Origin of the sequence: Marinobacter sp. F4206, assembly GCF_019392195.1 — a bacterium.
In the GTDB taxonomy this organism is placed as follows: domain Bacteria; phylum Pseudomonadota; class Gammaproteobacteria; order Pseudomonadales; family Oleiphilaceae; genus Marinobacter.
The window spans coordinates 19252-37763 of the sequence record NZ_JAHXKI010000006.1 but is presented as its reverse complement, the minus strand read 5'-3'; the positions used below and the strand labels follow the sequence as shown (position 1 = coordinate 37763).

At 58.1% G+C, this 18512-nt stretch carries 15 protein-coding genes and 1 riboswitch; of the genes, 11 read left to right on the top strand and 4 right to left on the bottom strand.

Going from position 1 to position 18512, the window contains the following annotated elements:
• Position 1: 1 nt before the first annotated feature.
• Positions 2–949 (bottom strand): LpxL/LpxP family Kdo(2)-lipid IV(A) lauroyl/palmitoleoyl acyltransferase, encoded by a 948-nt coding sequence (lpxL, locus tag KZO34_RS17510; protein WP_219478195.1) that lies wholly within the window; start codon positions 947–949, stop codon positions 2–4.
• Positions 950–1072: 123 nt separating this feature from the next.
• Here lpxL and waaA point away from each other — a divergent pair, with 123 nt between their 5' ends.
• The gene (gene waaA / locus KZO34_RS17505; protein ID WP_219478193.1) at positions 1073–2326 is read left to right on the top strand and encodes a lipid IV(A) 3-deoxy-D-manno-octulosonic acid transferase; all 1254 of its coding nucleotides are present in this window, start codon (positions 1073–1075) and stop codon (positions 2324–2326) included.
• 32 nt (positions 2327–2358) lie between these two features.
• Here the strand turns inward: waaA and KZO34_RS17500 are convergent, their stop codons facing one another.
• Positions 2359–3741, bottom strand: coding sequence for a TolC family outer membrane protein (locus KZO34_RS17500; protein WP_219478191.1), 1383 nt, complete (start codon positions 3739–3741; stop codon positions 2359–2361).
• A gap of 181 nt (positions 3742–3922) precedes the next feature.
• Positions 3923–4042, top strand: a riboswitch (TPP riboswitch).
• A 93-nt stretch (positions 4043–4135) separates the two neighbouring features.
• Here KZO34_RS17500 and thiC point away from each other — a divergent pair.
• The 4 genes from thiC (at position 4136) to cpdA (ending at position 8359) form a co-directional block, all read left to right on the top strand.
• A complete protein-coding gene (gene thiC / locus KZO34_RS17495) occupies positions 4136–6013 on the top strand; it encodes a phosphomethylpyrimidine synthase ThiC (protein ID WP_219478189.1) in 1878 nt (625 codons plus the stop codon).
• 232 nt (positions 6014–6245) lie between these two features.
• The gene (locus tag KZO34_RS17490) at positions 6246–6866 is read left to right on the top strand and encodes an NUDIX domain-containing protein (protein WP_219478188.1); all 621 of its coding nucleotides are present in this window, start codon (positions 6246–6248) and stop codon (positions 6864–6866) included.
• A complete protein-coding gene (locus KZO34_RS17485; RefSeq protein ID WP_219478186.1) occupies positions 6863–7348 on the top strand; it encodes a DUF1249 domain-containing protein in 486 nt (161 codons plus the stop codon). The genes KZO34_RS17490 and KZO34_RS17485 overlap by 4 nt, the downstream gene beginning before the upstream one ends.
• 204 nt (positions 7349–7552) lie before the next feature.
• A complete protein-coding gene (gene cpdA, locus KZO34_RS17480; protein WP_219478183.1) occupies positions 7553–8359 on the top strand; it encodes a 3',5'-cyclic-AMP phosphodiesterase in 807 nt (268 codons plus the stop codon).
• Here the strand turns inward: cpdA and metE are convergent.
• On the bottom strand, positions 8353–10632 hold the full coding sequence (gene metE / locus KZO34_RS17475) for a 5-methyltetrahydropteroyltriglutamate--homocysteine S-methyltransferase (protein WP_219478181.1): 2280 nt from the start codon (positions 10630–10632) through the stop codon (positions 8353–8355). The two genes, cpdA and metE, sit on opposite strands and share 7 nt — an antisense overlap.
• 130 nt (positions 10633–10762) lie before the next feature.
• On the opposite strand from metE, the gene KZO34_RS17470 reads away from it, so the two are divergent.
• The 3 genes from KZO34_RS17470 (at position 10763) to KZO34_RS17460 (ending at position 13410) form a co-directional block, all read left to right on the top strand.
• A complete protein-coding gene (locus KZO34_RS17470) occupies positions 10763–11653 on the top strand; it encodes a LysR family transcriptional regulator (RefSeq protein WP_219478180.1) in 891 nt (296 codons plus the stop codon).
• A gap of 47 nt (positions 11654–11700) precedes the next feature.
• Positions 11701–12093 (top strand): glycine cleavage system protein GcvH, encoded by a 393-nt coding sequence (gene gcvH, locus KZO34_RS17465; protein ID WP_219478178.1) that lies wholly within the window; start codon positions 11701–11703, stop codon positions 12091–12093.
• Between the two features lie 120 nt (positions 12094–12213).
• On the top strand, positions 12214–13410 hold the full coding sequence (locus KZO34_RS17460; RefSeq protein WP_219478176.1) for a class I SAM-dependent rRNA methyltransferase: 1197 nt from the start codon (positions 12214–12216) through the stop codon (positions 13408–13410).
• A gap of 20 nt (positions 13411–13430) precedes the next feature.
• Here the strand turns inward: KZO34_RS17460 and KZO34_RS17455 are convergent, their stop codons facing one another.
• On the bottom strand, positions 13431–14087 hold the full coding sequence (locus tag KZO34_RS17455; protein WP_219478175.1) for a histidinol-phosphatase: 657 nt from the start codon (positions 14085–14087) through the stop codon (positions 13431–13433).
• Positions 14088–14260: 173 nt separating this feature from the next.
• Between KZO34_RS17455 and KZO34_RS17450 the strand changes: the two genes are divergently transcribed.
• The 3 genes from KZO34_RS17450 to KZO34_RS17440 all read left to right on the top strand — a co-directional run bounded on the left by KZO34_RS17450 (position 14261) and on the right by KZO34_RS17440 (position 18473).
• Positions 14261–14791 carry an RNA pyrophosphohydrolase gene (locus tag KZO34_RS17450; RefSeq protein WP_219478173.1) on the top strand — a complete coding sequence of 177 codons (531 nt, stop codon included), beginning with the start codon at positions 14261–14263 and terminating at the stop codon, positions 14789–14791.
• Between the two features lie 15 nt (positions 14792–14806).
• Positions 14807–17113 (top strand): phosphoenolpyruvate--protein phosphotransferase, encoded by a 2307-nt coding sequence (ptsP, locus tag KZO34_RS17445; RefSeq protein WP_219478171.1) that lies wholly within the window; start codon positions 14807–14809, stop codon positions 17111–17113.
• Positions 17114–17231: 118 nt separating this feature from the next.
• Positions 17232–18473 (top strand): patatin-like phospholipase family protein, encoded by a 1242-nt coding sequence (locus KZO34_RS17440; protein ID WP_219478169.1) that lies wholly within the window; start codon positions 17232–17234, stop codon positions 18471–18473.
• Positions 18474–18512: the final 39 nt, after the last annotated feature.

Genomic DNA, 18512 nt, shown 5'->3' with positions numbered 1-18512 from the left:
GTTATTGCCGGCCGTAGAAGTCGGGATCATCCGGATTGGGCCGGGTCTTGAAGCGTCGATGCATCCACAGGTACTGGTCCGGCGCTCGCCGGATCTCGCGTTCAATCGTGCGGTTAACCAGAGTCGCATCCTTCAAGTCGTCGCCGCTGGGAAAGTTTTCCAGAGCCGGGTGGAAGTATATGTCATAGCCGGGGCGGCCCTGCCGGCGAACATGGCTGAATGGCACCACCTTGCAACCACTGCGTTCAGCAATGCGTGATGTCGCCGTGATGGTTCCGGCCGGGATGTCGAAGAAGGGCGCAAAGACGATATCCTTGCGGCCGTAATCCTGGTCCGTGGCATACCAGACGGCGTGGTTCTTTTTCAGGCTGCGGAACAATCCCCGTAAATCCTTGGCGCCGAGTACAGTGCCGTACCGTCGTTCCCTGGCACGGGTCATCACGGCATTCATCAGGGGGTTGTTGTGGTCTCGCTGCATGACATCCGCATCGATGTATTCGGTCACCAGGCTTCCTCCGAGATCCAGCGTACTGTAATGGCCTCCGAGCAAAAGCACGCCTTTGCCATGGTCCAGGGCATGCTCGAAATGCTCGATGCCATGAACCGTGGTGATGTCGTTCAGCCTGGCCGGATTTCGGAACCACGCCAGGCCGAGTTCCACCAGGCCAATGCCATTGGCAATGAAGGACTTGCGCACGAGGGCGGTTTGCTGGGCGGACGTAAGTTCAGGAAAACAGAGACGAATATTGACTTCGGTTATGCGGCGCCGGCTTCGGGCCAGATGCCAGGCCAGCAAGCCTGCGGTCTTTCCCAGCCACCACTGAAGCCGGATTGGAAGCTGTGCAATGGTCCACATCAGGGCGACCCCGATCCACGTTGGCCACCAGCGGGGGTGAAGGTAGGCGCTGTAATGGGTATTCCTTGGAAGCTTGCGGTATTTCTTTTTCACGTGAAGAACGTTCCTGCCTGTTCGCGAATCCGGTAGCCGTCAGGGGGTAGTCAACAGCATCAACCAGAGGTAAATCAATAGGTTTTGGGCTATGATACCGTACTGTTTTGCCGGGAGTCCTGTGTGCTGCAATTTATCTATTCCCAGTTGATACGGCTACTGTTGCCTTTCATTCTGGTGCGCCTGTGGTGGCATGGCCGCCGGGCTCCGGAACTGCGCCGGAACTGGTACCAGCGACTCGGGATTGTGCCACGTGCGGAGGGCACGGTTGTCTGGGTGCACGCCGTTTCAGTGGGTGAAACCATTGCCGCGGGCCCGATGGTCCGGCGGCTGCTGGCACGCGATCCGGACATTACCATTCTGATGACCGCCATGACCGACACCGGGCTGGCGCAGGCGCAAAAGATGTTTGGCGATCAAGTGCGGTATGCCTACGCACCATACGATACCCCCGGTTCCATCCAGCGTTTTCTAAAACGTGCCCGCCCGCGCATTCTGGTGATTATGGAAACCGAAATCTGGCCCAACATGATACGCCAGTGCCGTGCGCTTAGCGTGCCTGTTTTTCTTGTCAATGCCCGTTTGTCCGAGCGCTCTGCCCGCGGCTATGAGCGCATTCAAAGCCTGGCGGTTCCCATTATGCAGAGCATCAGCTGGGTAGCGGCCCAGGCGGATAAAGACGCCGAACGATTCTGTCGAATCGGCGTCACGCCGTCGAAAGTGTCGGTGACCGGCAGTGTGAAGTTTGACGTCGATATCCCCGAGGATGTCCGTGACGCCTCCCTGGCTTTTCGGGAAAAGCTGGCGGATCGGGTCGTATGGATCGCCGGCAGCACCCACGAGGGGGAGGATGTCCAGCTCCTGGAGGCCCACCGACAGGTGTTGGCTACACATCCAGACGCGCTCCTGATCGTCGTGCCCCGTCATCCTGAACGATTCGACTCGGTGGCCGACAAGGTCGAGAAAGCCGGCCTCAAGCTCGCGAGGCGATCGGAAGGAAGCGAGCCGATTTCCGCAGAGGTCTATCTGGGTGACACCATGGGTGAGCTCATGATGCTTTATGGTGCCAGTGATATGGCGTTCGTGGGGGGGTCGCTGATTGAGCGCGGCGGTCATAATCCACTGGAGCCCGCGGCCTGGGGCATTCCAGTGTTTTCAGGGCCTCATGTGTTCAACTTTGAAACCATCTATCAGCGGCTGCTGGACGATGATGGCGTTAAGCTGGTTGCGAGTGCGGAGGAGCTGGCGGCCCACATTATTACTCTTATCGGCGATGCCCGGGAGCGAAAGGCCATCGGCAACCGCGCCCTGGCCGTGGTTAACAAGAATCGGGGGGCGTTGGAGAAGGTCGTCGACGGAATTATCGAGAGGGTATAAGGCGGGCGAATTCCAGCGCCCGCCTTCTTAGCCTACTGGGTAGGGTCATCCAAGGTCTTGTCTTCGTTTGCCAGGGCTTCGATACCCGGGGCGTTCTCACTCAGCCAGTTGTTCAGCACGATGAGGTCCTGAGGGCTCAGTATGCCTGCGGCCTGTTTCAGTTGAAGCGTATTGATTACATAGTCGTAGCGCGAATTGGCGTAGTCCCGAAGCGCCACATAGTAAGCCCGCTCGGCTTCCAGAACCTCGACGATATTGCGTGTACCAACCTCGTAGCCGGCACGGGTGGCATCAAGTGCGCTTCGCCGGGAAACGATGGTCTGCTCCAGGGCGGACGATGTCTCGATGTTGTTGTTCACGGTCAGGAACAGGCTGCGGGTATTGACGCGAACGTCCCGACGCACGGTGTTCAGCGACTGCTGCGCCACCGTCACCAGCGAGCGTTGCTGACGAACACCTGCCTGGGTGCCACCGCCGGTATAGAGCGGGACATTCAACGTCAGGCCGATCACTCCCTGGGTGGTGGTGCCATCCAACTGTTGGAACGGCGAGCTCCCGCCATTCTCCAGGCCATCCGTATTCGATTTTCCGTACGAGGCATTCAGGTCAAGCGTCGGGTAGTGACCTGCCTTGGCGGCCTTCAGGTTGGCTTCGCTGACATTGAGGTCATACAGCGCCGATTGAATCGACCAGTTCTGCTCGAGCGCGCTGGTTTCCCAGGCCGATGGATCCATTGGCTCAGGGCGGCTCAGTGGGAAATTCTGACGCAGGTTCTCGAGATCCTCCTCGTATTGGCCGGTCAGCCGGGCGACCTGCTCCCGCGCAATGTTCAGCTGGTTCTCTGCGACAATGCGCCGGCTCCGGGTGTCATCATAGCTGGCGCGAGCCTCATAGACCTCGGTGATCGCAATCAGGCCGACGTCGAAACGCTCCTGCGCTTGTTCGTACTGGCGCTGGATGGCAGCTTCCGCTGCCAGCGCCGTGGTCACCGTGTCTCGGGCACGGAGCACATTGAAGTAGGCGGTCGCAACATCCAGGATAAGCTGTTGCTGGGCAAGGTTGTATTGGGCACGCGCGGAATCGGTCTGGAACTGGCTGGCGTCATAGCGGAACCAGGCATCGGCCTGAAATAACGGCTGGGTCAGCTGAACACCGTAGTTGAGTTCCTCGTAGCTGTTATCCTGATTAGGTCCGTCGATATCAAGATAATTTGCTTCCCCGAAGGCTCCGATCTGGGGCAGCAGTACACTACGGGTAACGTCGCTGGCGGCCTGCTGGGCTTCGAAGCTGGCCTGCGCGGCAGCGATGCCGGAGTCGTAGGAAAGCGCTTTCTCATAGGTCTCAACCAAATCCATGGCAAGGGTGGGCTGCGCCACCAAGAGGCCAATAAATCCGGAAAGCAGTCGTTTCTTCATTATTTCTCCTGAATACCTGTGCACGTACCCGTCCTATCCGGAAGCACCGTTTGGGCCGCCGGACCACAGAAGCTGCGCTGCAACATGCAGTCGATAGGGCTTTAGTCGGCCATTATGGACAATAATCAGTCACAGCTCTACACTTGCAAACGGCACCTATTTCGGGTGCTTACAAAAGATTCGCGTCTTGACGGGGTGCTGGCCTGCCTGAACTGAATGAGGGCGGCTGGCTGAGATTGCATCGCAGAACCCGCGACCTGATCCGGATAATACCGGCGTAGGAATTAAGACAACATTGCTGATTGGAAACCGTGCTCCTTTGCCTCAAAGGTAAATCCGGTGCTTCACTCCGTCATACGCGACCCGACGTCCACCCAAGTTCCGGGAGCGAATGATGACAGATTTACCTTCCTACCTCAGCGATTCCGCCCAGGTAGACTCTGCAGCGATAAAACCGTTACCAAAATCGCGGAAAGTATACGTTCAGGGCAGCCGTCCCGATCTTCACGTGCCGATGCGTGAAATCACACTGGGGGATACGCCCACCGAAATGGGGGGAGAAGAGAACGCTCCCGTGGTGGTTTACGATACCTCTGGCCCCTACACCGATCCCGAGGCCCGGATTGATCTGCGCAAAGGGCTCGCGCCGGTCCGGGCGGCCTGGATTGCCGAGCGCGACGATGTTGAATGCCTGCCCGGCTATACCTCTGAATTCACGCGTCGTCGGATGAAAGATCCCCAGCTCGATCCGCTCCGGTTCAATGACGAGCGAAAGCCCCTGCGCGCGAAAGCCGGAAGCAATGTCAGCCAGATGCATTACGCCCGCCGGGGCATTGTTACTCCGGAAATGGAGTACATTGCCATCCGGGAGAACCAGAAGCTTCAGGAGGCCCGGGATAAGGGGTTACTGAAGGAGCAGCACCCGGGCCAGTCCTTCGGGGCGAACCTGCCGGAAGAAATTACGCCTGAATTCGTGCGCGAGGAAGTGGCTCGGGGACGCGCAATCATCCCGGCCAACATCAATCACCCGGAATCCGAACCGATGATCATCGGGCGCAACTTTCTGGTCAAAATCAACGGCAACATCGGAAACTCGGCCGTCAGTTCCTCCATTGAAGAAGAAGTGGAGAAACTGACCTGGGGCATCCGCTGGGGTGCCGATACCATCATGGATCTGTCCACCGGCAAGAATATCCACGAAACCCGGGAGTGGATTATCCGGAATTCTCCGGTGCCGATCGGCACGGTGCCCATCTACCAGGCGCTGGAGAAGGTTGGTGGTGTGGCCGAAGATCTGACCTGGGAGATATTCCGGGACACCTTGATCGAGCAGGCAGAGCAGGGCGTCGACTATTTCACGATTCACGCCGGCGTCCGCCTGCATCACGTGCCGATGACCGCGAGCCGGACCACGGGCATCGTCTCTCGTGGCGGCTCCATCATGGCCAAATGGTGCCTGGCCCACCATAAGGAAAGTTTCCTGTACGAGCACTTCGAAGACATTTGCGAAATCATGAAGGCCTATGACGTGTCCTTCAGCCTGGGAGATGGCTTACGCCCGGGTTCGATTGCCGATGCCAACGATGCTGCGCAGTTCGGGGAGCTGGAAACGCTGGGAGAGCTTACCAAGATTGCGTGGAAGCACGATGTTCAGGTCATGATCGAAGGCCCTGGGCACGTACCCATGCATCTGGTGAAGGAAAACATGGACAAGCAGCTCGAGTGCTGTGATGAGGCCCCCTTCTACACGCTTGGGCCCCTGATCACTGACATCGCGCCGGGATACGATCACATTACGTCCGGCATCGGTGCCGCGATGATCGGCTGGTACGGTTGTGCCATGCTCTGCTACGTCACCCCCAAAGAGCACCTTGGTCTGCCGAACAAGGACGATGTAAAAACCGGCATCATCACCTACAAGATTGCCGCGCACGCCGCCGACCTTGCCAAGGGGCATCCGGGCGCACAGATTCGAGACAACGCACTCTCCAAGGCCCGCTTTGAATTTCGCTGGGAGGACCAGTTCAACCTTGGCCTGGATCCGGACACGGCGCGGTCCTATCACGATGAAACCCTGCCCAAGGAGTCGGCTAAAGTCGCCCACTTCTGTTCCATGTGCGGGCCGAAGTTCTGTTCCATGCAGATTTCCCAGGAGGTTCGGGATTATGCCAGGGAACATGGTCTGGATGAGGTGTCAGCGGTGGACGCGGGCATGCAGGAGAAGTCCCGCGAATTCGTGGAATCCGGGAGTAAGCTCTATGACAAGGTCTGACGCTGGTGTTGGCTTTTCACTAGCCTGATTGTTTGCGCCATTTGGGGCGGTGTAGAGTAACGCTTCCAACGCTGCCACAGCCATGGAGGGCGGAGCTCAAGCGTCACGTGGTCGTGCCGTAAGGGGCGTGGCTTGAGGGGGCATTCTCTGCACCGGTCTTGCACCAAAGAGGCTTGCAATCAGCGACGACCACCGGCTATCGTTCAAAGTCGTTGCCGAAACAGGGTGAAAAATGACCGAGCCGTTCCAGTTCTCAGCCAGCGACGTTAAAGTCGAAAAACGCGAGACCGTCTTCCAGGGCTTCTTCCGGATGGACAAGCTCTGGTTGACCCACCCGCGTTTTGACGGACGGGAAATGCCGGTGTTCACCCGCGAGCTGTTTGTTCGTGGCGATGCCACCTGCGTGCTCCCCTACGATCCCGTTCGGGACGAGGTCGTATTGTTGGAACAGTTCCGGCTCGGCGTCCTGGGTCGTGACCAGTCGCCGTGGCTGTTGGAGCTGGTGGCCGGAATGAACGAGGCTGGTGAGTCGCCGGAGGATGTGGCGCAGCGGGAGGGTCAGGAGGAAGCGGGGCTGACATTCAGTCGCCTGGACAAAATATGTGACTACCTGGTCTCTCCGGGTGGCACCACCGAACTGGTTCACCTGTTCTGTGGGCTGATCAGCACCCAGAACGCCGGCGGACTGTTTGGCGTTGAACACGAACATGAAGACATCCGCGCCCATGTTTTCAGGGCGGAAGAGGCAATTGCCATGATCCGCGATGGCCGGGTCAACAACGCAGCAGCTATTATTGCTCTTCAATGGCTTGAACTGAATCGTTCAAGACTCCGGAAAGAGGCGACGTCATGACAGAGTGGGGTATGAAGCCAAAGCGGTATGTGCCGGACCTCAGGCAGCTAGGCGCCCTGTGCGATGGCAACTACCAGCGTTTGAGCCGACTTCGCCAGCTTGAGGTCGATGGCAAACCTGTGTGTGAATTTGAGCTCCACCGGGAAAACCTGTACCTCGGCAGGGTGCAGATCAAGGTCCTGCAAACCGCACGATTTACCGAAACTCTTCTGCTTGAGCAGGTTCACAATGCCGGCCGTTGGTTGAATAATCCGCAGATGACCGTGCGGGTCTATCACGATGCCGCCATGGCCGAGGTCATCAGCTGTTACCGGGACCGTCAGATCGCCCCGGTCAATGATTACCCCAACCGCTTTATGCATCACCCGGACGAGAAGGTTCAGGTCAATGGTTTCCTGGCGGACTGGCTCGATTACTGCCTGCGCTTTGGTCATCTGCCTATGGAGCATGCTGCCTGGTCAGCCGGTGAAGGCGTGGACTGAATCCACGCCCGGGGCCTTGCACACAGTACTAAAGTGGGCTGGTGCGATCCGGTACGTGTGTCATAGTTGTCAAAAATTGCAATATGTCGCCGGTGACTGGTCATAATGTGACTCCCGTTGCATTCGAAGGTGATAAAACCGGAAGCTGTCGTCGTACACTTGTGCCACGTTCAAGTGATGAGCACTGATTTGACCAAGAGCGCCATGACCACAAAGGATGAACCCCGGCCGTTCCGGGTACTGCAACTGACGGATCCCCACCTGATGGCGAACGCCAACGGAGAGCTTCTGGGCGTGAATACCCGGGAGAGTCTGGCGGCCGTAATTGATGAGGTTTTAAAGGTTCATGGTCAGCCAGATCTGATCCTGGCAACCGGCGATCTGGCTCAGGACGGCTCGGAGGAAGCTTACCGGGTGTTTGGCGAAAGTTTACAGGTGTTCGCGTGTGATTCGGCCTGGCTGGCGGGTAATCATGACGACGCGGAGGCTTTCAAGGCTGTCGCTGCTGAGTATCACGCCGATCGTCGGCAAATTGTCCGGGGCGGTTGGCAATGCATCCTTCTGGATTCATCCGTGCCCGGAAAGGTCTATGGCGAGCTGGCCCAGTCAGAACTCGATTTCCTGGAGGCTTCCCTTGCCGAACATCCAGATCTCCCGGCATTGATTACGCTGCACCATCATCCGGTGGATATTGGCTCGGACTGGATGGCGCAGATTGGTCTCCGCAATCGGGAGGCGTTCTGGGCGGTTGTCGACCGGTACCCCCAGGTGCAGCTGGTGCTGTGGGGGCATATTCATCAGGAGCATGCCCTGGACCGGGATGGCGTGCGCTTGCTGGCAACGCCATCGACCTGCATACAATTTACGTCGAATTCCAGTCAGTTTTCGGTCGAACCGCTGCCTCCGGGCTATCGCTGGTTTGAACTGATGGCTTCCGGCGACTTCAACACGGAAGTTCGCCGGGCCGAGGATTTCGAATTCGAGCTTGACCAGAACAGCTCCGGTTACTGAGCGGCTTGCCGGAGTTCTCCGGCAGCCTGGACCATTGCTCTCAGTGCCGGCACCACTTCCTCCCATTTCCGGGTTTTCAGCCCGCAGTCGGGGTTGACCCAGAGTCGCCCGGATGGAATCCGTTCAGCAGCTTTTCGTATCAGCCCCACCATGTCCTGCTTGTCGGGAATATTGGGAGAGTGGATGTCGTAGACGCCGGGGCCGATGTCGTTGGGGTACTCAAACCCTCTGAACGCATCCAGAAGTTCCATGTGGGACCGTGAGGTCTCAATGGTAATAACGTCGGCGTCCATCCGTGCGATCGAATCAATGATGTCATTGAACTCCGAATAGCACATGTGGGTATGTATCTGGGTTTCGTCCCGGACGCCGTTGGCGGCAACCCTGAAAGCATGGACGGCCCAGTCCAGGTAGTCGGCCCGGTCGGACCTGCGAAGGGGCAGGCCCTCTCGCAGCGCGGCTTCGTCGATCTGGATGATTTTCACGCCAGCTTTTTCCAGGTCCAGTACCTCTCCCCGTATCGCCAGGGCCAATTGCTGGGCTGTGTCTTTCCTGGGTTGGTCGTCCCGGACAAATGACCAGTTCAGCATGGTGACAGGGCCGGTAAGCATGCCCTTGAGTGGTTTCCCGGTGAGGGACTGGGCATAACGAATCCACTCCACGGTCATGGCTTTGGGGCGGGAAATGTCACCGTACAGAATGGGGGGTTTTACGCACCGGGAACCATAGGACTGGACCCAGCCGAACTGGCTGAAAGCGTAACCGTCCAGCTGCTCACCGAAATACTCCACCATGTCGTTGCGCTCGGCTTCGCCGTGAACGAGAACATCGAGGCCCAACTCTTCCTGCTGATCCACACAGTAGGCAATCTCTTCCCGGATGCGGGCGACGTAGGCGGTGTCCGTAAGTTCACCTTTGCGGAACTGCTGGCGGGCCAGACGTATGTCAGTTGTCTGCGGAAAGGAGCCAATCGTTGTCGTGGGAAAGGCGGGCAGAACCGTGTGTCTCCGCTGAGCGTGGACCCGTTCACTGTGGGGAGATCGGCGGTGACCTGCGTGGCTTCCAAGGCTGTCCACTGCCCGTGCGATGGCGGGATTGTGAACTCGCGAGGACACCTGTCGGCTTTGAATGACTCGGGCGTTCTCTGTCAGTTTGTCATTCACGGCGGTGCGGCCGCTATTCAGCGCCCTGGCAAGTACGCTCAGCTCGTCCAATTTCTGAACCGCGAATGCGAGCCAGCCTTTGATGTCGGCGTCCAGTTTTTGCTCCAGGTCGACATCGACAGGTACATGCAGGAGAGAGCAAGAGGGAGCCAGCCAGAGCCGGTCTCCAAGTCTGTCATGCACGGGCTCCAGCCAGTCCAGCGTCCGGCCCAGATCGGTTCGCCAGATGTTTCGACCGTCGACGATGCCCAGCGACAGGACTTTGAGCGGGGTTAGCCAATCCACGATCCGTGCGACTTCCTCGGGGGCGCTGATGGCATCGAGGTGCAGGCCTGAGACCGGTAGCTCACAGGCCAGTTGCAGATTTTCGCGCAGATCGCCGAAGTAAGTGGTTACTAACAGTTTGGCCTGGCTGGTTTTCAGGGAGTGGTAGGCAACATTGAAAGCGTGGCGCCAGTCGGCGTCGAGGTCGGTGACCAGTGCCGGCTCGTCAATCTGTACCCACTCCACTCCCTCGGCGGTTATCCGGTCCAGCAGTTCAGCATAAACAGGCAGCAACCGGTCCAGTAAGCTGAGCTTGTCGGTGTCGTCTTTGCTTTTGCCCAGCCAAAGGTAGGTAACCGGGCCGATGATGACCGGCTTGGGCGCCACGCCCTGTTTTCTGGCTTCCCTGATCTGCGCCACCAGGCGTTCGGGATTCAGCGAAAAGCCGGTTTCCGAGTGGAATTCCGGGACGATGTAGTGGTAATTGGTGTCGAACCACTTCGTCATTTCGCCGGCGTGGATTTCGCACCCCCTGTCGTCGTTCCCGGAACGTCCGCGAGCCACCCGGAAATAGCGGTCGGTAATGCTGCCTTCCGCAAGACCGGCCCGATCAGGAAAGTGGCCCAGTGTGACGCTCATGTCCAGAACGTGGTCGTAAAATGAGAAGTCGCCGACAGGGGCGAGGTCCAGTCCGTCCTGTAGGCCCCAGTTTTTGCGGCGCAGGGCTTCACCTTCTCGCTCCAGTTGTTCCTCAGGGATACTGCCCTGCCAGTACGTTTCCAGGGCATGCTTGAGTTCGCGCCGTGTTCCGATTCGGGGAAAGCCGAGGCTGTGTGTGATGACCATGGCCGGGGTACTCCTGATGATTGCTGGTAGTGAATCGAGGTGTTCTAGGCTAGCCCGGCTCCTCCATGAAAAATAATGGTATTATTTCAATAAACCATGAGAAAAATTCACTGAATGAGGCGGGCCGACCATGATTGAACGACATCACCTGGAGATCCTCAGCGCCGTTGCCCGGAGAGGATCCTTGACGGCGGCGGCCGAAACCCTGCACCTGACCCAGTCGGCGCTCAGCCATTCCATGCGAAAGCTGGAGCAGCAATTGGGCACGGCTGTATGGATTCGGGAAGGGCGCCAGCTGCGGCTGACGCAGTCGGGTGAGTATTTGCTCTCGTTGGCGGGTCGGCTGCTACCGCAATTCGAGCACGCGGAGACACTGATTGGGCAGCTCGCCAAGGGTCAGCGTGGAACCCTGAGAATCGGTATGGAGTGCCATCCCTGTTATCAGTGGCTGCTTAAAGTGGTCGGTCCGTATCTGGGCCATTGGCCGGGGGTTGATGTGGACGTGAAGCAGAAATTCCAGTTTGGTGGGATCGGTGCCCTGTTCGGGTACGATATCGATATGCTGGTGACACCGGACCCCCTGCATCGTCCCGGCCTGGTGTTTGAGCCGGTATTCGATTACGAGCAAGTACTGGTGGTGGCTGACAGTCATCCGTTGGCGGGCGCTCAATGGGCCGAACCCAACGACCTCGCCAAAGAGACGCTGATCACTTACCCGGTGGAAATCGAGCGGCTGGATGTCTATGCCCGGTTTCTGTTGCCGGCCCACGCCAGCCCTGCCCGCCACAAGACGATTGAAACCACCGACATCATGTTGCAGATGGTCGCGGCCGGGCGCGGCGTGGCAGCATTGCCACGTTGGCTGGTAGCGGAGTACACGAACAGGATGGCGGTTAAGCCGGTGCAACTGGGTGAGCAGGGGATCGCAAAACAGATTTTCCTGGGGGTGCGTGAGCGGGATCAGGGGGTGGATTACCTGAAATCGTTCATGGCAATGGCACGGGATGTTAGCTGGCGTTAGGCTCTTGCGGTAAACTGCGCGGAAAAATTCAACCAGGGAATTCGATCATGAGCGACATACCTGCAGATCTCAAATACATCGAAACTCACCAGTGGGTCCGCATCTCCGACGACGGCACAGCCACCGTCGGGATTACAGACTTTGCCCAGGAGCAGTTGGGCGACGTGGTCTATATTGGCGTGCCGGACCTGGGTATCACGGTCAATGGCGGCGAAGAGGCCGGCGTGGCCGAATCGGTCAAGTCTGCTTCGGACGTGTTCAGCCCGGTGACCGGTGAAGTCATTGCGGTGAATGAGGCGCTTGAAGACGAGCCGGAGAAGGTTAATGAAGACCCCTACGGTGATGGCTGGCTGTACAAGGTAAAGCTGGTTGATGAGGGTGAGCTGGAAGGCCTGATGGATGCTGCGGCCTATTCGGAGCATGTGGCCGCCGAGAGTTAAGCTCTGGAAGTAGATGTGGTCAGCCTGCCTGGCGGGCGCCCCCCCCCCCACCCTTTCGTGCTGTTGTTTCGGGGTTATGTATAATCCGCGCCCCATTTCCATTCCTGTCAGGTGGTCGCTATGAATTTTCCGGTTTTATATCTTCGCAAGGGCGCCGAGCGCAGGCTCCGGGCCGGCCACTTGTGGGTTTACAGCAATGAAGTCGATACCCGCCGGTCACCGCTGACCGGGTTTGAGGCAGGAGCCCAAGCCGAACTCAAAGCCTCCAATGACAAATCTCTGGGCACCGTTTTCGTCAATCCGCATGCTCTGATCTGTGGCCGGTTGATCAGTCGAGACGGAAGTCACGGTATGACGCCAAAACGTCTGGAGCAGCGTCTGGAGACTGCGCTGGCCCTGCGGGACAGGCTGTTCGACAAGCCCTTTTACCGCTGGGTGTTCGGCGATAGTGATGGGCTCTCCGGGCTTGTGATCGATCGCTTTGACGACACGGTGGTGGTTCAGATTTCTACGGCGGGCATGGAGCTACTGAAAGACGCCATTGTGCGGTCCATTCAGCGTCTGGCCCACCCCAAGGCCGTTATCCTTAAAAACGATGGCAAGATGCGCAAGGTCGAAGGATTGGATACCTACGTCGAGCAGGCGCATGGTCCAGAGATTTCGCTGCTCGAAGTGGAAGAGAATGGCGTGCGATTCGAGGTGCCCCTGGCCGGTGGTCAGAAAACCGGCTGGTTCTACGATCACCGTATGAACCGCCAGCGCCTGCAGGCCTATGCCCCCGGTAAGCGGGTTCTGGATGTCTTCAGTTACGTCGGCGGCTGGGGCATTCAGGCCGCCTGTGCCGGCGCCACCCAGGTGACCTGTGTTGATAGCTCCTCGTCAGCGATCGATTCGGTGCACCATAACGCCCGGTTGAACGGCCTTGAAAACGTGGAAACCCTGGAAGGTGATGCGTTTGAGGCGTTGAAAGCCCTGTGTGACGAAAAAGAGAAGTTCGACATTGTTGTGCTGGATCCGCCGGCACTGATTCCTCGTCGCCGGGATCAGAAGGCAGGCGAGCAGGCCTATACCCGGCTCAATCAGCTGGGTCTGCGTTTGCTTGAGCGGGACGGTATTCTGGTGTCAGCGTCCTGCTCCATGCATCTGTCCCAGGACAAGCTGACTGATATCATTCGCGGCAGTGGTCGCAAGATCGACCGGTTTGTTCAGCTGTTGGAGCAGGGGCATCAGGCCCCGGATCACCCTGTTATTCCGGGGATTCCCGAGACCGATTACATCAAATCCTGTTTCGTGAGATCCCTTACCAGCTTCTTCTGATGGCGCGGGCAGGTTCTCCGTCAGCTTCTCAACGACATTACCTGCCAGCCTTTCTCCCGGGCCAGGGCTTCCAGAGTGGGGTCCGGGTCCACCGCCACCGGATTATCGACCGCTCTGAGCAGCGGCACATCGTTGTGGGAGTCGCTGTAGAACCAGGCGCCGTCCAAGTCGCGGTCATGGGCTTCCAGCCAGTCATTAAGCCGGGTCACCTTGCCGTCCTGGAAGCTGGGTACTCCGGCGACTTCTCCCGTGTAACGGCCGTTAACCAGTTCCGGCTCAGTGGCGATCAGGTGCTCAATGCCCAGTTCTTCGGCAATGAGCTCGGTTACGAAACGATTGGTGGCGGTGATGATCATCAGCGTGTGGCCCTGGTCACGGTGATGGTCAAGCAGTTCGGCGGCTTTCGGCTGCATCATGGGGCGGACTTTCTTATCCATGAAGGTGTTCCGCCACGCCAGTAGTTGATCCATGTTGTGGTTCGCCAGTGGCTGCAGGGCAAAACCGAGATAGTGGAGGATGTCCAGCTCACCATTCAGGTATTCCTGGTAGAAACGATCGTTGGCTTTCCGGTATTCCTCGGCATCTACAATGCCTTCTTCAACAAGGAACTCACCCCAGGCGTGGTCGCTGTCACCAGCGAGTAGGGTGTTATCCAGATCAAAAATTGCGAGCGTCAAGCTATTACCTCCGGTGATCACTGGGCCTGCCATGGAGGCGTCAGTCTATCACGACCTGATGATTGCGGCTTCGTTTGCCGAACCCTTGGGTTTCTGCAAGAATGAGAGCAACTTGGACAAATCCGACCGGTTGATTTTTGTACCGGTCTGCCGACTTTTGAGAGGACTGTGCCGTGATCGATTCAGACGGTTTCAGACCCAACGTCGGAATCATTCTGGCCAACCACAGGGGCGAAGTTCTCTGGGCGAGGCGAATTGGGCAGGACTCCTGGCAGTTTCCGCAAGGTGGTATCAAACACGAGGAATCACCGGAAGAGGCATTGTACCGGGAGCTTGGCGAGGAAATCGGTCTCGGCGCAGGTGATGTGGAAATCATCAGCTGCACCCGAGGCTGGCTCAGGTACCGGCTTCCCAGGAGGATGGTACGCCATAATTCCCACCCCGTTTGTGTGGGCCAAAAACAGAAATGGTTCCTGCTGAGGATGTTATCGCCGGACGCGCAGGTGTGCGTGGACGGTACCGATTCGCCGGAGTTCGACGGCTGGCAGTGGGTCAGTTACTGGTATCCGCTGGGCCAGGTCGTCTCGTTTAAACGCGAAGTGTATCGACGTGCGCTGAGAGAGCTTGCGCCGCGACTGTTCTACAACATGGATCAGTGGCACAGAAGCGAGCAGAATCGGCGCTTAAAGGAACACCAGAAATGACGGATTGATCCCGCCATGCTGAGCATACTGCGAAGTCTTGTACAAGAGGTAAACGGCGCCCGCGATTTGCAGGAGGCGCTGGATGTCATTGTGTCGCGTGTGCAGAAAGCCATGGGAACCGAGGTTTGCTCCGTCTATCTCCTGGATCCTGCGACTAACCGCTATATTTTGATGGCGACCGAGGGCCTGTACCGCGAGGCAGTAGGTAAGGTCAGCCTCGGCTATTCCGAGGGCCTGATCGGCCTGGTCGGCTCGCGGGAAGAGCCCATCAATCTGGAAGATGCACCGTCCCATCCCCGCTATCGCTATTTCCCCGAGACCGGTGAGGAACGTTTCCGGTCCTTCCTGGGGGTCCCGATTATTCACCATCGCCGTGTGTTGGGTGTTCTGGTTGTTCAGCAGCGCGAGAGTTCCCGGTGCTTCGACGAGGGGGAAGAAGCTTTCCTGGTCACGGTTTCTGCGCAATTGGCCGGCGTTATCGCCCACAGCGAAGCCACTGGAGCCATCAGCGGTCTATCTCTGACCGGTGAGGAGGCCAGAGATGTCAGCTTTAATGGTGTGCCCGGGGCGCCGGGCGTGGCGATCGGTGACGGGGTTGTGGTTTATCCGGCCGCGGATCTGGATGTCGTGCCCGAGAAGCCGACGGAGAATATCGAGCAGGAACTGGAGCTTTTCCGCGGTGCTGTTAAGGCGGTGCGAGAGGATATCGAGCGGGTCGCCAAACGGCTGGCTTCCCAGTTGCGCCCTGAGGAGCAGGCGCTGTTTGACGTCTATCTGCGAATGCTGGGTGATGAGGCCTTGCCGGGAGAAGTAGCCAACCAGATCCGGGAAGGGGTCTGGGCGCAAGGTGCACTGAAACAGGTCGTTCAGCAGTATATTCGCCACTTTGAGATGATGGATGACCATTATCTGCAGGAGCGGGCCGTCGATGTGCGTGATCTTGGGCGTCGACTGCTTTCCCATCTTCAGGAGGGCGAGCAACGGCATCTGGAATATCCGGCGCGCACGGTTCTGGTCAGCGAAGAGCTGACGCCGGCGATGCTGGGCGAGGTCCCCAAAGGGCAGCTCGTCGGTCTGGTGTCGGTCAAGGGCTCCAGTAACTCCCACGTGGCCATCCTCGCCCGTGCCATGGGCGTGCCCACCGTCATGGGCCTGGTGGATATCCCGGTCAACCAGCTGGATGGCAAGGAGCTGGTTGTCGATGGCTTTGAGGGGCAGATATTTGCCTCGCCGTCGGATGATTTGAGGACTTTCTATCAGGCCATTTGCGATGAAGAGGATGAACTCTTTCGCGGCCTGGAAGCACTGCGGGATTTGCCTTGCGAGACCACGGACCACCACCGGGTATCCTTGCTGGTGAATACCGGGTTGATGACGGACGTTGTTCGCTCTCTCTCGCACGGGGCTGAGGGTATTGGTCTGTACCGGACGGAAGTCCCGTTCATGATCAAGGATCGGTTTCCATCCGAGCAGGAGCAGCGGGAGTATTATCGCGAACAGCTTGAGGCCTTTGCGCCGAACCCGGTCACCATGCGGACACTCGACATTGGTGGCGACAAATCGCTGACGTATTTCCCCATACAGGAAGAGAATCCGTTCCTGGGTTGGCGCGGCATTAGGGTTACCCTTGATCACCCGGAAATTTTCCTGGTTCAGGTGCGCGCCATGCTCAAGGCCAGCGAGGGGCTGAATAACCTCCAGATCATGTTGCCGATGATCAGTAACATCTCGGAAGTGGAAGAGTCCCTGCACCTGATTTACCGGGTGTATCACGAGGTACGTGAAGAAGGTTACGACATCCATATGCCCAAAGTGGGCGTGATGGTTGAGATACCGGCTGCCGTTTACCAGATTCGCGAACTGGCAGACCGGGTGGACTTCTTGTCGGTGGGCTCCAACGATCTGACCCAGTACCTGCTGGCAGTTGATCGCAACAACCCCCGGGTTGCGCAGCTGTACCATTCGTATCACCCGGCGGTGCTGCAGGCGCTGGTCCGTATTGCCCAAGACGCGCACGTGGTTGGCAAGCCGGTCGGAATCTGTGGTGAGCTGGCGGGTGATCCGGGCGGTGCGCTGCTGTTGATGGCAATGGGCTACGATTCTCTGTCGATGAACGCGGCCAGTCTGCCCAAGGTAAAGTCGGTAATCCGAAGTATCAGCCGGGAATGGGCGATGCAGTTGCTGGAAGATGTGCTGCTGCTGGACTCTCCCCATGTAATCAAGAGTTGCGTCGACCTCGCGCTGCGCAACGCGGGCTTTGGCCGGTATCTGCGCCCGGGCAAATCAACAACGGTTGCCTTTGCCGAGAAGGCCCTGTCCTGAACTTTTGTCCCATTTTGAGCGAATATAGGGTGAGTACTCTAAAACCTGCTGATAGGTTGGTGAGTAATTGGGCATGCGGAGACCATTTCCCGAAATGCCAACCGGAAAAGGAAACACCATGACAGCACCAACCGACCTCAAATCTGCTCCGCGCATAGGGCTTGCCCTGGGTGGTGGCGGGCCTCTGGGCGGGATTTATGAGATCGGGGCCCTGAGGGCGCTGGATGAGGCCCTGGATGGTCTCGATTTCAACGATATCGACGTCTACGTTGGTGTGAATGGTGGATCTTTCGTAGCGGCCAATCTGGCTAACCAGATGACCACCGCGCAATTGTGTCGAATTTTCGTCCGCAATGAGGCCGAGGTTCACCCGTTTCATCCGGAAGTTTTCTATCGCCCGGCGTTCAAGGAGCTTGGCAGCCGTTTACTGGCTGTGCCCGGCCTGGTCTCCACGGCGGTTCAGCGGTTCGTGAACAATCCCTACGATCAGAGTCTTCTTGAGGCGCTGACGATTCTTGCACAGGCGGCGCCCGCGGGCCTGTTTGATAATGAGGGGTTGCACGAGTATCTCAAGCGGGCATTCACCATGCTTGGCCGAACCAACGATTTCCGGCAATTGAAGCGAAGCCTCTACATAGTGGCGGCCGATGTGGAAAGTACCGAAGCCGTCTGCTTTGGTGCGCCAGGATTTGATCATGTGCCCATTTCCAAGGCGATTCAGGCCAGCACCGCTTCGCCCGGCCTTTACGTGCCGGTGGATATCGACGGCCGTTATTACGTCGATGGCACACTGCGCAAGGGGTTGCACGCATCGGTGGCGTTCGAGGACGGCGCGGACTTGGTGTTTGCGGTTAATCCACAGGTGCCGATTGACGCCAGTGCTGCGGTTCGGGCGGGTACCATGAAGCCGGGTGAGCTAACGCGTTCAGGCATGCCCAACCTGCTGTCCCAGATGTTCCGAACTATGGTCTATTCCCGCATGCAATCTGGGATTGCTCAATATTCCCGGGACTACCCCGACAAGGATATTCTTTTGTTCGAGCCCACCCGGGACGACGCCAAACTGTTCTTCTCCAATGTCTTCAGTTTCCAGTCCCGTCGGATGGTGTGTGAGCATGCTTATCAGATGACTCGCCGTGACCTGTTGAGCAGGGCTGACGAACTGGAGCCAAAGTTGGCGAGATATGGCATTACGCTGCGTCGGGATCGGCTTGAGGATGAGCAGCGAACCATCAGCACCAGTCTCTATGGAGAGATGCTTCCGCTCTACGTTGCCAAAGGCCGGAAAAAGAAGGCAGAAAAGGGCAAGCTGGCATCGGGCCTTGAGAACGTGACTCAGCTGTTCGGCAAGGCCCAGTAATTCCGAAGGGTCGGGGCACGGCTGACGTACCCCGAGTCA